Source organism: Streptomyces yokosukanensis, from assembly GCF_001514035.1.
GTDB classification, from domain to species: domain Bacteria; phylum Actinomycetota; class Actinomycetes; order Streptomycetales; family Streptomycetaceae; genus Streptomyces; species Streptomyces yokosukanensis.
In genome coordinates, this window is the sequence record NZ_KQ948216.1 from 255,464 (window position 1) to 269,265 (window position 13,802).

A 13,802-nucleotide genomic window follows, 5' to 3' on the forward strand; every position below is an offset into this window, starting at 1 on the left:
ACCCAAACAGGGCGTGTGGTGTGCCGTGCCCGCGAGCACCAGCGTGGCGCGGAGCCGACGGTGCCGAGCCGTCGGTCACGCACCGAACACGACGACCCGCGCCCTACCGCCGCATCGCCGCGGGCAGGATCAGCGTGGCCACGGCCCCGCCGTCGATGGCGTTGCCGAAGAACAGCTTGGCGCCCAGGACCTCCGCCTGCCCCAGCGCGATGGTCAGCCCCAGCCCGTGCCCGGTGGCCCCGCCCTCGGTACGGAACCGCTGCGGCCCATGGGCCACCAGGTACTGCGGATACCCGGCCCCGTGGTCCCGCACCGTCACCACGGCCCCGTTCACCGTCAGCACCACCGGCGGCTCTCCGTGCTTGTGCGCGTTGGCCACGAGATTGCCCAGCACCCGCTCCAGCCGCCGCCGGTCGGTCTCCACCCGCGCGTCGGCGAGAACGCGCACCTCCGTGTCGGTGCCCGAGGCCCGCACCACCCGCCGGGCCAGCGCCCCCAGCTCCCCGGTGTCCACCTCCAGCTTCTCCCGGCCGGTGTCCAGCCGGGAGATCTCCAGCAGGTCCTCGGTGAGGGTGCGCAGCGCCGCCACCCGGTCCCGCACCAGCTCCGTCGGCCGGCCCGGCGGCAGCAGCTCCGCCGCCGCGTGCAGCCCGGTCAGCGGGGTGCGCAGCTCGTGCGCCACGTCCGCGGTGAACCGCTGCTCGCTCAGCAGCTTGCTCTGCAGGCTCGACGCCATGGTGTCCAGGGCCGCCGCCACCGCGGCCACCTCGTCCTGCGGCCGGGACGGGTCCTTCGTACGGGGATCGTCGACCCGGGCGTCCAGGGCGCCGCCGCTGATCCGCCGGGCGACCCGAGCCGTGGCGTGCAGCCGCCGGGTCACCCGGGTCACCCCGAACACTCCGACCAGCACCGTCGCCCCGATCGCGAGCACCGACGACCACAGGATCGATTTGTCGAGCCCGGCGATGGTGCGGGACTGCTGCGAGTAGTCGACCGCCACGGCCAGCGCCTGGTGCCCGGCCACCGGGCCGGCCGCCCACATCGTCGGCCGCCCCCGGTAGGCGGAGACCATCGTGCCGCGCTCACCGCCCGCCGCCAGCGTCCGCAGCGGCGCGGGCAGCCCCGTGAGGTCCACCCCGGCGTTCGGCAGCAGCGCGTCCCCCGCCTCGTACGCCTCGGTGGCGTCCGAGAGGCGGGACAGCGCCAGATCGCGGGCCTGGCCGACGGTCTGGTTGGTCACCGAGACATGCACCAGGACACCGAGCAGCGCGGCCAGCGCACAGCACATCACCGTGATGAACGCGGCGGCCTTCACGGCGAGCGGCCCGGCCCACCGGGGGAGCGAGACCCTCATCGCGCGCTCGCGGAGGGACCGGCGGACGGCGATGCGGACGGCGTGGTGGACGGGGTCGCGGACGGGGTCGGAGAGGACGTCTTGGCGTGCCGGCCGGCGCCGGTGTTCAGGTACTCGTCGCGCGAGAACACCATCGCGCGCTGCCCCGGGTCCCACACCCAGGTGGTGCGGTACTCGTAGCCGGAGATGTCGGCCGGCGAACGCTCGATCAGGGACCGGCCGGCCAGCTCCACACCGAGGATCGCGTCGTTGTCGGCCAGCACCTGCACCAGCCTGTTCTTCTCGACGGTGTAGACCCGTACGGCCGTCTGATTGGTCGGGTACAGCCGGAAGCCGAGCGTCATGTCGTCCCGGCCGTCACCCGTGAGGTCCCGGTAGTAGGGCGGCAGCAGCGGACAGCGGGCCTTGTCGCCGCCGGCCCGGCAGTCCCTCAGCCGGTCCACGGTCGCGTGGTACGCCCCCTTCGAGCCGTAGTCGTCCGGATGCGCCTTGATCTCGGCCTCCACCACGTCCACCGGGTCCACCTTGTGGATGTCGCCACCGGGGACCGTGATCCCCTTGACGACCTCCCTGGTCGCCACCGAGTACGGATAGGCGGGGCTGGACGCCGGACGCAGATCGGGCCAGAGCTTGGCGGGGCTGACGGCGGTAGGCGTCGCGCCCGCACCCCGCAGCCCGCCCGCGTCCCCGCAGGCCGCCGCGGTCGCCGACAACAGGGCGACGGCAGCCGCGGCGAGGGCGGTGCGCACGGTACGGCGGGCTGGCACGGTACTCCTGGAGCGTCGGGGTCGGTCGCGGCCCCGTACACCTTATGCGTAGACGAAGAATTTCGTATCTAAGTCCTTTTTGCACCGTCTTTGCATCCGTCGGGGTGACGCCGAGGCAGAGGCTACTCGGCCGCTCCGTCAGCTCCTCCGGCAGCCGCACCGTCGACGGGCCCGCGGCAAACCGTCGACGGGCCCGCGGTAATCGGTCTTGCCCCGGGAGCGCCCCGCCTGTTCCCATGGTCGAGGGGTGATGGCGCATGAGCGCACTGCGCGTGGTGCCGACCAACCGGCACGGCCGGGAGCGGCTGTACGTCTGCCGGCCGGACGGAAGCAACGTCGCCTGGTACGACCGCGAGACGGGCCGGGTCAACCTGCTCGGCGAGAACAGCAGGGACGACGTACTCCAAGCCCTGAAGCCGTTTCTGACCGGACCGGTGACCGTGGGCCCGCCACCGGTCCCGACCCCCGCCGAACTCGCCCGGCTGACCCTGCACCCGGACGACGACCTGGCGCCCAACCGCCCCGGCGAGGCCCTGCTCGTCGCCCTCGACCGCGACCCCGGCCCCACCCACCGGCTGCGCCCCGACCCGCGCCGACGCGCTCTGGCCGCCGAGGAGACCGTCGGCGCAGCCCTGGACGCCCTGGACGGCGCCGGCTGGCACGCGCTGCACTCCATCACGCTCCCCGGCGGCGACCGCATCCACCATCTGCTGCTCGGCCCCGGCGGCCTGTTCGCCGTCCACGCCCTGTACGCCCGCAAGACCCGTGTCCTGGTCGCCGACCCCATGGTCACCGTGGGCCGTCGCGAGGCCGAGCCGCTGCTGCGCCGACTGCGCGCCCTCGCCGACCGGATCTCCTACGCCCTGACCGCCGAGGTGCGGCCGGTGCTGGCCCTGGCGGGCCCGACCGAGCTGACCGTGACCGCACAGCCGCGATCGGTACGCATCCTGAAGGACACCGACCTGACGGGCCTGGCCCGGCACGGCGGAGTGCTGAAACCGGCGGACGTGGAGGCCCTCCACGCGATGGCACGGGACCGGAACACGTGGGGAAGGGTGTAGGCGGAGAGGCGGAGAGGCGGAGGCGCGGGAGGGCCGAGGCCGGCTGGGCGTGGACCGGGGCAGGCCGGCCGGGCGCGGATCAGGGCAGGGGCGCCGCGGCCTCGGGATCCAGCAGCCCGGCCATCAGATCCCCGAGGCTGCGCAGGCGCGGCGCCATGTCCTGCGCCTGGAACTCCAGCTGGGCCGGTGTGCGGCAGTCCGCGACCTCCTCCCAGGTCACCGGCGCGGACACCAACGGCGTCCGGCGGGCGCGCAGCGTGTACGGCGTGGCCGTGGTCTTGCGGGCCGCGTTCTGGCTCCAGTCGACAAAGACCTTCCCGGGCCGGAGACTCCTCGTCATCCGGTGCACCACCAGCCGCGGCATCGCGCGCTCGGCCTCCACGGCGAGCGCCTTCGCGTACTCGCTCGCCCGATCGGGTGAACCCCCGCGCACCGCCGCCAGTACGTGCAGCCCCTTCGAACCGGCCGTCTTCGGGTGCGCGGTGATGCCGTCCCGCGCGAGCCGCTCACACAGCCACAGCGCGACCTCGCAGCAGTGGACGATGTGCGCGGGCGCCCCTGGGTCGAGGTCGAAGACCAGCCGGTCGGCCTCGTCCGGGGCCTGCACCAGCCACTGATGCGTATGGAACTCGGTGACCAGGTTCGCCGCCCAGACCAGGCTCGGCAGGTCCTGTACGACGACCATCCGGGCCGGCCCCTGCGACCGCGGCACCTCGGCGGTCGTGACCCACTCGGGCGTACCTGGCGGCACGTTCTTGGTGAAGAACCGCTGCCCCTCGGGCCCGTCCGGATACCGCAGGAAGGACACCGCGCGGTCGCGCAGATGCGGCAGCAGCACATCGGCGCTGGTCGCGTAGTAGTGCACCAGCTCCGCCTTGGTGAAGCCGGTCGCCGGATACAGCACCTTCTCCAGGTTGCTGAGCGCGACCCGCCGCCCCTCCACCTCGGTGATAGGCGTCATACGATGACAATCCCAGACAAGCCGGTGAATTCGCTGGAATCGGCCATGGACTCGGCAGAGGAAGGATGCGGCACGTGCGATCCATATGGAACGGCGCCATCTCCTTCGGCCTTGTCAGCATCCCGATCAAGCTGGTGAACGCCACCGAGAGCCACTCGATCTCCTTCCGCCAGATCCACCTCGAGGACAACGGCCGCATCCGCTACCGCAAGGTGTGCGAGCTGGAGGACCGCGAGGTCGCCCAGGCCGACATCGGCAAGGGGTACGAGGACGCGGACGGCACGATCATCCCGATCACCGACGAGGACCTCTCCCACCTGCCCATCCCGACCGCCCGCACGATCGAGATCGTGGCCTTCGTGCCGGCCGACCGGATCGACCCGCTCCAGATGGACGCGGCGTACTACCTGGCGGCGAGCGGTGTACCCGCCGCCAAGCCGTACGTCCTGCTCCGCGAGGCCCTCAAGCGCAGCAACAAGGTCGCCATCGCCAAGTACGCGCTGCGCGGCCGGGAACGGCTCGGCATGCTGCGGGTGGTCGGCGACGCCATCGCCATGCACGGCCTGCTCTGGCCGGACGAGGTCCGCGCCCCCGAGGGCGTCGCCCCCGACACCGACGTCACCGTCCGGGACAAGGAACTCGACCTCGCGGACGCCCTGATGGACACCCTCGGCGAGGTCGACCTGGACGATCTGCACGACGAGTACCGGGAGGCGCTGGAGGAGGTCATTGCCGCGAAGGCCTCCGGCGAGGCGCCGCCGCAGGCGCCCGCGCCGGCCGCCGGGGGCAAGGTGCTCGACCTGATGGCGGCGCTGGAGAGCAGCGTCCGCGCCGCACGCGAGTCGCGCGAGGCGCCGTCCGGCGGCGAGGCCGAGGTCAGACGGTTGCCGCGCAAGACGAAGGCGCCGAGCGCGACTGCTTCCGCTCCCACGGCCAAGGAGACGGCCGCGTCCAAGAAGACCGCAGGGGCGAAGAAGACGACCGCCAAGTCGGCGGCGAAGAAGACGCCGGCGAAGCAGACGACGGACAAGCAGACGACAGCGAAGCAGACGACGGCGAAGAAGACCACGCCCCGCAAGCGGTCGGCCTGAGGGGGCGTGATGGGCCGGTCGCGCGGTTCCCCGCGCCCCGCCCCTACGGAACCGCGGTCCCGCCGGCTGCCCTGCCCCGCTCCAGCACCACCAACCCGCCCCCGGCGACAGCCAGCGCGGCGAGCACCGTCCCGAAGGCCGTCGTACCCGCCGTCAACCCCACCACCCCGCTCAGATACCCCGCGCTGACCGGAAGGAGCGCGGCAGGCAGATAACCGCCCACGTTGAGCGCCGCGTTCGCCTCCGCCAGCCGGTGTGCCGGCACGGTGGAGTTCAGCAGGGACAGGCCCCCCAACTGCCCCATCCCCTGCCCCGCACCAGCCAGCAGCGCCGCCGCGACCAGGCCCGGAACCGAGCCGGCATGCACGGCGGCGATCAGCGCCGGCATCCCGAGCGCGGTGGCGCCCGCACCGGCGACCAGGACGACCCTTTCGCGCAGCCGCCGTACCGCGAACTGCGCACCCGTGGCGCAGAGGAACATCCCGAACGCCAGCGCCCCGGAGACGATCCGGCTGCTCGTGCCCAGCAGGCCCGACAGCAACGAAGGCCCGAGCGAGAGCACGAACGACGTGGCGGTGATGCCGGGCGCGAACACCGCCACACCGAGGGCGAGTTGCCGCCCGGCCCCACGCGGCACACCCGGCACCCGCATCCACGTCCCGGCCCCGGCCCCGGCGGACCGTCGTACCGGTGCCGGTACCGGCATGCGCAGCACCACCGCGGCGGCCGTGACCAGCAGCACCGCCTCCACCCCGAACACGGTGACCGTAGGCGCCGGCAGCGTCTCGGACAGCACCCCGGCGAGCAGCGGCCCCGTCCCCGCCCCGAGCACCATCGCGCAGGAGGCGAGCAGCGCCGCGAGGGGCCGCCGCTCGGGTCCGGCGACATCCGTCACCGCGGCCATGCCGGCCGAGACCACCGCCCCGACCGCGATACCGGTGCACAGCCGGGCGACGATCAGCGCGCTCACCCCGCCCGCGGTCGCGAAGACGAGGCAGGCGACCAGGGCCAGCCCCAGCGCGGGCAGCAGCACGGGCTTGCGCCCGAGCCGGTCGGAGACGACGCCGGACACCAGCAGGGAGCCGAGCAGCCCGGCGATGTAGCAGGCGAAGACGACGGTCAGGGTGCCGGGGCCGAACCCCATCTCGCGCTGCCACAGCACATAGAGCGGGGTGGCCGCGTTGGAGAGTACGAACACGGCGGTCACCGGCCAGGCGGCCCACCAGATCCACCGCGTGGGCACCGCGGCCGCGCTCTGTGGGCAGTGCGCCGGTCCAGCCGTGCGCGCATCGGTTCCTGGGTCGGTCGCGTCTCCGTGCATGGCAAAGCCCTCCCTCTCCCTCGACGGTTCTACGAGTCAACTCGTACTTGTACGAGCGGAGTCGAACTTAGCATGCAGTACGATCGGAGTCGTACAAGAAGTCGATGGAAGGGAGCCGCAGTTGACCCCGCACAGGTCCGTCGCGACGGACGACCCCGCGCCACAGACCCCCGCCGTCCGAAGGCTGCCGGAACCCCCCGGCCTGCCCGGTCCGCTGCCCGAGCCGCACGTCGACGAACTGCGCCTGGAAACGGTCCTCGGCGCGCTCAGCGACCCGTTGCGCCTGCGGATCGTCCGCAAACTGCTCCTGGAGTCGGAGGCGTACGACCACACCTGCGGCTGGTTCGGCCTGGACCGCCCCAAGTCCTCGCTGACCCATCACTTCCGGGCCCTGCGCGAGGCCGGTGTCACCCGGCAGCGCCAGTACGGCCTGGAGCGCCGCAGTCACGTCCGCGTCGCCGACCTCGACGCCCGCTTCCCCGGCCTCCTCGCCCTGGTCGCCGCCTGGACGCCGCCGGCCGACTCCTGACCCCGCCCCCGCCCCGGGCACCCGGCGCCGGTCTTCCGCCCCCCTCGCCCCGCCCCCACTCCGGATGCGAAGCACCCACCGGCCCCCGATCATGAGCCGTGGGGGAGGCACCGACCCCCCGGGAGCGTGACGAGACGATGACCGGTGATGAGCGCCCGCCCGCGGCGGCCTGGCGCAACCTGGTGACGGCCACCGCCGGCTTCGCCCTCACCTTCTGGGCGTGGAACCTGATCGCTCCGCTCGCGGGCGACTTCGACGACCGGCTGCACATGGGCGCCTCCGCGCAGTCGCTCCTGGTCGCGGTCCCGGTGCTGGTCGGCTCCGTCGGCCGGGTCCCGGTCGGCGCGCTGACCGACCGCTACGGCGCCCGCCTGATGTTCCCGCTGATCAGCGCCCTGACGATCGTCCCCGTACTGCTGCTGATCCCGGCGAAGGCGTCGTACGCGGCGCTGCTGGCCGTGGGCTTCTTCCTCGGTCTCGGCGGTACGACGTTCGCGATCGGCGTGCCCCTGGTCAACTCCTGGTTCCCGCCGGCCCATCGGGGCGCGGCCCTCGGCGTCTTCGGCATGGGCATGGGCGGTGTGGCCCTGTCCGGCTTCTTCACCCCGCGCCTGTACCACCGGGGCGAGACCCTGCCCTTCCTGGTCATGGCGATCGCACTCGCCGTCTACGCCGACCTGGCCGCCTTCCTGATCAACGACCGCCCCGGCCGCACGGTCCCCGGCACCCCCTGACCACCCGCCTGTCCCAGGCCGGGCGCCTCCGGGTCACCTGGGAACTCTCCGCCCTCTACGCCCTCGCCTTCGGCGGCATCGTCGCCTTCGGCGTCTACCTCCCCACGTACCTGAAGACCTGGTACGGCCTCAGCCCCACCGACGCCGGTACCCGAGCCGCCGGCTTCGCCCTGATCACGGTGATCTTCCGCCCCATCGGCGGCTGGCTCGCCGACCGCATCCACCCGGCGACCGTCACGGCCTGGGCCCTGGGCGAGGTCGCGCTGTTGGCCATCGTCCAGTCCTTCGACCCGCCCCTCACCCCCGGCGCCACGATCTGCCTCCTCCTCATGGCCGCCGGCCTCGGCACCGCCAGCGGCTCGGTCTTCGCACTCGTCTCCCGGGTCACCCCGCAACCGCAGGTGGGCAGCGTGACCGGCATCGTCGGCGCGATGGGCGGCCTCGGCGGCTTCGTGCCCCCACTGGTCATGGGCGCCGTGTGCAGCGCGAAATCCTCCTACTCCATCGGCTTCATGTTCCTGTCCGACCTGGCCCTCGCGGGCTGCGTGTACGCCTACGGCCGCATGCGCACGGTGGGCGGCGACGCGCCCCCGCGACGGGCCGGGCCGACGGCATCGAACCGAGCGGAAGTCCCCAGCGCCGGCGCCGACCGCACCACCGGCTGACCCCCGCCGCCCTCCCTTCCTCCGCTCCGCGCAACCGACAACTGATCTTTCCTTGACAATTTTTCTTGTCGGTACGACGCTGGAGCCATGCCGGACGCCGCCGCGATCCCGCATCGACCCACATCGAGGAACCCCCAATGCGTACTCTGATCAGCACCGCCTTCATCTCGCTCGACGGCGTCGTGGAGGGCCCGGGCGGTGAACCCGGCTACCGAAACTCCGGATGGACCTTCAAGGACGTCGACTTCGTCCCCGAGGCCTACGAGATCAAAGGGCGGGAGCAGGAGGAAGCGACCGCGATCCTGATGGGCCGGGTCAGCTACGAGGTGTTCAGCCCGGTCTGGCCGGACATGGCGGAATTCGCCGACTACAAGACGATGCCGAAGTACGTCGTCTCCACCACCCTCACCGAGGACGGGCTGGTCTCGAACTGGGGTGAGACCACGATCCTGCGCTCACTCGACGAGGTTGCCGCCCTGAAGGAGACCGAGGGAGGCCCGATCATCGTCCACGGCAGCGCCTCCCTGAACCGGGCCCTCTCGGACGCCGGCCTGATCGACCGCTACCACCTGCTCGTCTTCCCGCTCCTGCTGGGCGCGGGCAAGCGCCTGTTCAGCACCACCGACAAGGACACCCAGAAGCTGAAGCTGATCGAGCACGACGTCTACCCCAACGGCCTCCAGAAGCAGATCTTCGACGTCACTCACTGATGCCTGACGTACAACGAGTGAGACCGGGAGTCGGCCCCGTGCCGGCGTCCCGGCGTCACGCCTCGGCCCGTTGGGTGATGGCTGCCTCCGTGCGGTCTCCCAGGAACTCGTACCACCGGCGTTCGAGGCAGACGTAACGCACGTCCGCTTCGACGAGGCTGAGGAAACCCGACACCGTCTCGGCGAGACGTTGCTGCAACCCCGGGTCGGCCAGCGTTCCGTCACCGGCGAAGGCCTCGTAGCTGTCGGCCAGGCTGAACATGTCCGGGTAGACGCGGGTGCCCAGGTGCTCCAGGGGAATCCTCAGGGCCCACAGCCCCCGGTTGCCGCCGACCAGCGACGGCGAGGCGGAGACGAGCATCGCGTGCTTGGTCTTGAACGGCTGCGGCCGCACGCGGGAGACCCAGTCGATCGCGTTCTTCAGCACTCCCGGCACGGAGGCGTTGTACTCCGGCGAGGAGATGACGAACGCATCGCTCTGGTCGAGTCGGTCGCGCAGGACGAGAGCGCCGTGCGGCAACCCGTCCGCGGCCTCCACGTCACCGTCGTACAAGGGCATGCCGAAGTCGCGCATGCTCGCGAGGTCGACGGTGGCCCCGGTGTCGGAGATGAGCCGGGCCACGAGGGAAGCGAGGCGGGCGTTGGCCGAATCTGCCCGTAGCGCCGCACCGAACACCAGGACCCGCAGCGGGCCGGGGTGTGTGTCCGTGGTCATGGGATCGTCCTTCCGCCGTGGACACGCCCTTCGGCGGGCGCCCCACTGACCAGTCTGGTTCCAGCAGGCCAACCGTGCGACACGGCCGGAAACCCCCAGCGGCTACCGGCGTGCTCGCGGCCGGCGCCTCGTCGGGCTGTTCGCGGCGATGCACTTCGGCGGCCTCCGTCCTGCTGAGGCGGTCGGCTTGGTGGAGACGGACCTCGTTCTCCCCGGGCAGGGCTGGGGGTCGGCGCTGCTCCACCGGACTCGCCCATCGGTCGGCAAGCAGTGGACCGACTCCACGTTCGGCACGGCGAAGACGGGCGACTCTTCTTCAGCGAGAAGGGCTCTGTCGTACCGTCCTCGACCTACTACCGCGTGTGGCAAGAGGCCCGGCTTCTGGCACTCCCGCCGGCTGTCGCGGCCTCGCCGCTCGCGAGTAGGCCGTACGACCTTCGGCACTCGGCGCTGTCGACGTGGCTCAATGCCGGAGTGGATCCCACCGAGGTTGCCGAGCGCGCCGGCAACAGCGTTGAGGTCCTGCTGACCCGGTACGCGAAGTGCCTCGACGGACGGCAGGACGTCGCCAACCGGCGTATCGAGGACCTGCTCCGCGAGTACGAGTGGGACAACCTGCACTCACACTGAGGCCTCAGGCATGCCGCCTGGGGCCTCCCTCGTTTCGTGCCCTACCTGCGCCGATGCTTTGTCCGGAAAGGGCGAGCTGGGTCGCCTTACTTGCCCTGCGGTCTTGTGACCTCGTCTCGCTTGCTGTTGGCATATCTGCAACGTCAACGCGAGAGCACAGGGGGCCTTGTGGAGCTGCACGTCACGCGCTGGAAGCGGTACGGACATGATCGTCTCTACGCCAACCTGCCTGATGGGACCGCGGTCGGTTGGGCGGACGCCACGACGGGGGACATCACGGTCTTGCAGGCCGAGTGCCGCGACGACGTGATCGCCGTGCTCACGAAGCACTTACAGAACCTCACCGGGCCTGTCCCGCCAGACAGGGCGCCGGAGACTCAGGCGCGTCCGATGCTGCCGCCTCTGACGCCGGCAGACGACCTGGCCGTCAATCCTCCCGGGCAGTCCTTGCGTGATCTGCTCGCCGAATCCGGCCCCGGGCTGATGGAGCGAGTCGTCTCACGGCTTCTGCGGCGGCCCTCGGAATGGGACTCCTGGCGCAAGGGATTGGCGGGGGAGCGGCGAGTGGGAGCCGAGCTGAACCGTTTGGGGCGCCACGGCTGGCGCGTCCTGCACTCCGTCCCCTTGGCCAACAAAGTGGATATCGATCACTTACTGATCGGGCCTGGTGGAGTGTTCAGCATCAATACGAAGCATCACGACAAGAGGGCCGTATGGGTCGGGGACGATTCCGTGAAAGTCGATCACGGGAAACCGGCGCCTTACGCACGCAAGAGCCGGGCGGAGGCCAAGCGGGTCGCCCGAGTGCTTGAGCGCTATTGCGACTTCCCGGTACCGGTGGAGCCGGTGCTCGTCTTCGTCGGTGTCACCGAGCTGAAGGTGGTCGCTACGCAGCTCGACGTCCGGGTGTACCAGGAGCGCCAGGTATCTGCACTCGCTCCGCTCTCAGGCGTGCTCACGGCCGACCAGGTGGAGCAGGTCTACAGCGTGGCTCGCCATCGGCAAGCTTGGAGCAAGGCCTGATTCGGTGCGCCTCAGCGAGGCGCCAGTTTGCCTCAGTCGCGTGTTGTGGCGCTGATCGGCGGCCGTGGTTCATGCGTCCCAGCGAGTGGTGATGGCTTCCGCGACGCTGAAGACCTCGTCGCACTCGGCGCACTGCGCTTTCCCGAAAACGTAAGTCAACTTGTGCGCGACATCGGTCTGACCGTCTGCGAGTGCGCGACTGTGGAGTCTTTGGGCCAGCCCCTCCAGAGCTGAGGGGTTCGCAGGCTGCAGTGGGATCCTTTTTGCCGCGGTCTCGTTCATGTACATGCTGTCCGCGGTCGAGAAGAAGCCGTACTCGCCGAAGGCTATGAAGTTCTCTGTACCGCACGCTGGACAGGGCACTTCGTATTCATCGTCGTTCAGTCCGTCGAGCTGTTCGCCCCAGACGTCAACCCCCTCGAAGCTGAGGAGTGCGGCAAGCAAGTAGACGTAAGTGCCGGGGTCGTCGCCGAGAGTCGGATCGCGAAGAGCCTCCTCGGTCAGTTGCGTCAGGTCGGACATCTCCGAGGCGTAGGCCACTTGGGGATCTTGATCGCCGTATGGCTGATCAGTGCTGGCCGCGATGGCGCCGGCCAGCACGAGTGGCATCTGTCTGTCCGCGGGCGACCACTGGCGTGCCATGTCCCGCAGGGCCGGCAAGGCTGCGTAGCTTGCCGAGTAGACGGTGCCCTGATGGCACAGCCGGGACCAAAGCGCGGTCCAGCCTGAATCCTTCGGGGCCGGGCTCACTGCACTGAGCAGGCTGGGAATGTCTTCTGCCGTGCCGTAGGCGTGGTGGAGCTGGGACCAGTCCGTCATGCCAGCGATCTAAGCAGCCGGGTGCCGCGGACTCCACGGCTGGAGTCGCGCCAGTTGCCCTGTCATCGAGGCGAGCTAAGCCGAGCGCCGGAAGGGGGGCAGCGACCTGCGGTGATGCTTCAAGATCCCGTCCACGCCTCGTCCGCAGACCCCGACATGCGGCCGCTCCGGCCCGCATACGCCTGCACATACGCGAAGACCCCGGCCTCAGCGTTTCCGCTGGTGACGGGGTCTTTGGGCACCTCATAAAGGGTGCCCCCGGCAGGATTCGAACCTGCGCACACGGCTCCGGAGGCCGTTGCTCTATCCCCTGAGCTACGGGGGCGTGTCGGCTGCGGAGCTTCTCGCTCGCGGCGACGGGTAGAACACTAGCAGGTCCGACGGGGTGATCAGGAACCCGTTTCCGCGGGTGGGGGCGGGGCGGGTGCACCTCGCCGGGGGCGGGGTTCCCCTGTACGGGGTGGAAGTGGGGAAAACCCGGACGCGGTGGCCGGTCCGGACCTACTCTCGACTTGTGCCAGGCGCCTCGGGCCGGGTGCTTGTTGTCGACGACAACAAGGTCATCCGGCAGCTGATCAGGGTCAATCTCGAGCTTGAAGGGCTCGAGGTCGTGACCGCGGCCGATGGTGCCGAGTGCCTGGACGTGGTGCACCGCGTCCGCCCCGATGTCGTGACGCTCGACGTCGTCATGCCCCGGCTGGACGGTCTGCGCACCGCCGCCCGACTCCGTGCCGATCCCCGTACCCATCACCTGCCCCTCGCCATCATCAGCGCGTGCACGCAGTACGAGGTCGACACCGGCCTCGACGTCGGCGTGGACGCCTTTCTCGCCAAGCCCTTCGAACCGGCCGAACTCGTACGGCTCGTCAAGCAGCTGATCGAGCGCGGGAGCGGAGACGGTGGGGAAGAAGGAGAAGACGGAGGGGAAGGGCGTGGGGGAGAGGGAGGGCACCGGGGCGGAGGTGGCCCCGGTGGCGGTGGCGACGAGGACGGGGACGGGGACGGGGTCCCGGGCGGAGTGGGTGACGGGGTTTCCGATGGCCTGCCGGGTCGGATTTCCTCCGGCGGCTAGGGCCTGTCCGGCGGATCTTGCCGGAGACGCGGGGCTTGGTGCGTCCATCTGCGGCGTTGTCGTCACTCGCCGACGCTCCCCCGCGCTCGACCGCGCTCGCGCGGGGGGACCCCCACCGTCGACTCCCTCCTCCGCCTTGCAGCTGCGCGCACCAAGCGCCACTCACGTGCTCCGACGAGGCACCGCTGCTTTCCTCCGGCCTGATCCGCCGGACAGGCCCTAGTCGTCAGCGGGCGGCGTCAGCGGACGTGGTGAGTGGTGAGCGGTCGGGTCGCGTGGCGCGTCCGCAGGCTTCGTTAAGCGGCCGGGCGGCGAAGGGCGGCGGCTTTCCTTCGGCGGTTGCGTGGTGA

The 13,802-nt window shown here is 70.9% G+C and carries 12 protein-coding genes, 1 tRNA gene and 2 pseudogenes; 8 read left to right on the forward strand and 7 right to left on the reverse strand.

What is annotated here, in order from left to right; genetic code table 11:
* Positions 1 to 103 precede the first annotated feature (103 nt).
* On the reverse strand, positions 104 to 1,354 hold the full coding sequence (locus tag AQI95_RS27185; RefSeq protein WP_067129202.1) for a sensor histidine kinase: 1,251 nt from the start codon (positions 1,352 to 1,354) through the stop codon (positions 104 to 106).
* Positions 1,351 to 2,121: a hypothetical protein gene (locus tag AQI95_RS27190; protein ID WP_067129205.1), complete on the reverse strand. Its 771-nt coding sequence runs from the start codon at positions 2,119 to 2,121 to the stop codon at positions 1,351 to 1,353. Before AQI95_RS27190 ends, AQI95_RS27185 begins: the two co-directional genes overlap by 4 nt.
* A gap of 257 nt (positions 2,122 to 2,378) precedes the next feature.
* On the opposite strand from AQI95_RS27190, the gene AQI95_RS27195 reads away from it, so the two are divergent.
* Complete coding sequence (locus AQI95_RS27195) at positions 2,379 to 3,182, forward strand: nuclease-related domain-containing protein (protein WP_067129208.1); 804 nt, start codon at positions 2,379 to 2,381, stop codon at positions 3,180 to 3,182.
* 79 nt (positions 3,183 to 3,261) lie between these two features.
* On the opposite strand, the gene ligD is transcribed toward AQI95_RS27195, so the two are convergent.
* Positions 3,262 to 4,143, reverse strand: coding sequence for a non-homologous end-joining DNA ligase (gene ligD / locus AQI95_RS27200; RefSeq protein ID WP_067129211.1), 882 nt, complete (start codon positions 4,141 to 4,143; stop codon positions 3,262 to 3,264).
* A 74-nt stretch (positions 4,144 to 4,217) separates the two neighbouring features.
* Between ligD and ku the strand changes: the two genes are divergently transcribed.
* Complete coding sequence (gene ku, locus AQI95_RS27205; protein WP_067129482.1) at positions 4,218 to 5,234, forward strand: non-homologous end joining protein Ku; 1,017 nt, start codon at positions 4,218 to 4,220, stop codon at positions 5,232 to 5,234.
* A gap of 43 nt (positions 5,235 to 5,277) precedes the next feature.
* On the opposite strand, the gene AQI95_RS27210 is transcribed toward ku, so the two are convergent.
* A complete protein-coding gene (locus tag AQI95_RS27210) occupies positions 5,278 to 6,555 on the reverse strand; it encodes an MFS transporter (RefSeq protein ID WP_079071497.1) in 1,278 nt (425 codons plus the stop codon).
* Positions 6,556 to 6,739: 184 nt separating this feature from the next.
* Between AQI95_RS27210 and AQI95_RS27215 the strand changes: the two genes are divergently transcribed.
* The 3 genes and pseudogenes from AQI95_RS27215 to AQI95_RS27225 all read left to right on the forward strand — a co-directional run bounded on the left by AQI95_RS27215 (position 6,740) and on the right by AQI95_RS27225 (position 9,193).
* Complete coding sequence (locus tag AQI95_RS27215) at positions 6,740 to 7,084, forward strand: ArsR/SmtB family transcription factor (RefSeq protein ID WP_067129485.1); 345 nt, start codon at positions 6,740 to 6,742, stop codon at positions 7,082 to 7,084.
* Between the two features lie 137 nt (positions 7,085 to 7,221).
* A pseudogene (locus AQI95_RS27220) lies at positions 7,222 to 8,483 on the forward strand (nitrate/nitrite transporter).
* Between the two features lie 137 nt (positions 8,484 to 8,620).
* Positions 8,621 to 9,193: a dihydrofolate reductase family protein gene (locus tag AQI95_RS27225; RefSeq protein WP_067129217.1), complete on the forward strand. Its 573-nt coding sequence runs from the start codon at positions 8,621 to 8,623 to the stop codon at positions 9,191 to 9,193.
* A gap of 55 nt (positions 9,194 to 9,248) precedes the next feature.
* On the opposite strand, the gene AQI95_RS27230 is transcribed toward AQI95_RS27225, so the two are convergent.
* A complete protein-coding gene (locus tag AQI95_RS27230) occupies positions 9,249 to 9,908 on the reverse strand; it encodes an NADPH-dependent FMN reductase (protein WP_067129220.1) in 660 nt (219 codons plus the stop codon).
* Between the two features lie 100 nt (positions 9,909 to 10,008).
* Between AQI95_RS27230 and AQI95_RS27235 the strand changes: the two are divergent.
* Positions 10,009 to 10,538: pseudogene (locus tag AQI95_RS27235) on the forward strand (tyrosine-type recombinase/integrase); the annotation flags it as partial.
* Positions 10,539 to 10,706: 168 nt separating this feature from the next.
* Positions 10,707 to 11,561: a nuclease-related domain-containing protein gene (locus AQI95_RS27240; RefSeq protein WP_244188864.1), complete on the forward strand. Its 855-nt coding sequence runs from the start codon at positions 10,707 to 10,709 to the stop codon at positions 11,559 to 11,561.
* Between the two features lie 69 nt (positions 11,562 to 11,630).
* Here the strand turns inward: AQI95_RS27240 and AQI95_RS27245 are convergent, their stop codons facing one another.
* Both AQI95_RS27245 and AQI95_RS27250 read right to left on the reverse strand, forming a co-directional pair.
* Positions 11,631 to 12,380, reverse strand: a complete 750-nt coding sequence (locus tag AQI95_RS27245) for a hypothetical protein (protein ID WP_067129223.1) — start codon at positions 12,378 to 12,380, stop codon at positions 11,631 to 11,633.
* A 253-nt stretch (positions 12,381 to 12,633) separates the two neighbouring features.
* Positions 12,634 to 12,705 (reverse strand) — tRNA-Arg (locus AQI95_RS27250).
* Between the two features lie 135 nt (positions 12,706 to 12,840).
* On the opposite strand from AQI95_RS27250, the gene AQI95_RS27255 reads away from it, so the two are divergent.
* Positions 12,841 to 13,452: a response regulator gene (locus AQI95_RS27255; protein ID WP_425264903.1), complete on the forward strand. Its 612-nt coding sequence runs from the start codon at positions 12,841 to 12,843 to the stop codon at positions 13,450 to 13,452.
* The last annotated feature ends 350 nt before the right edge of the window (positions 13,453 to 13,802 follow it).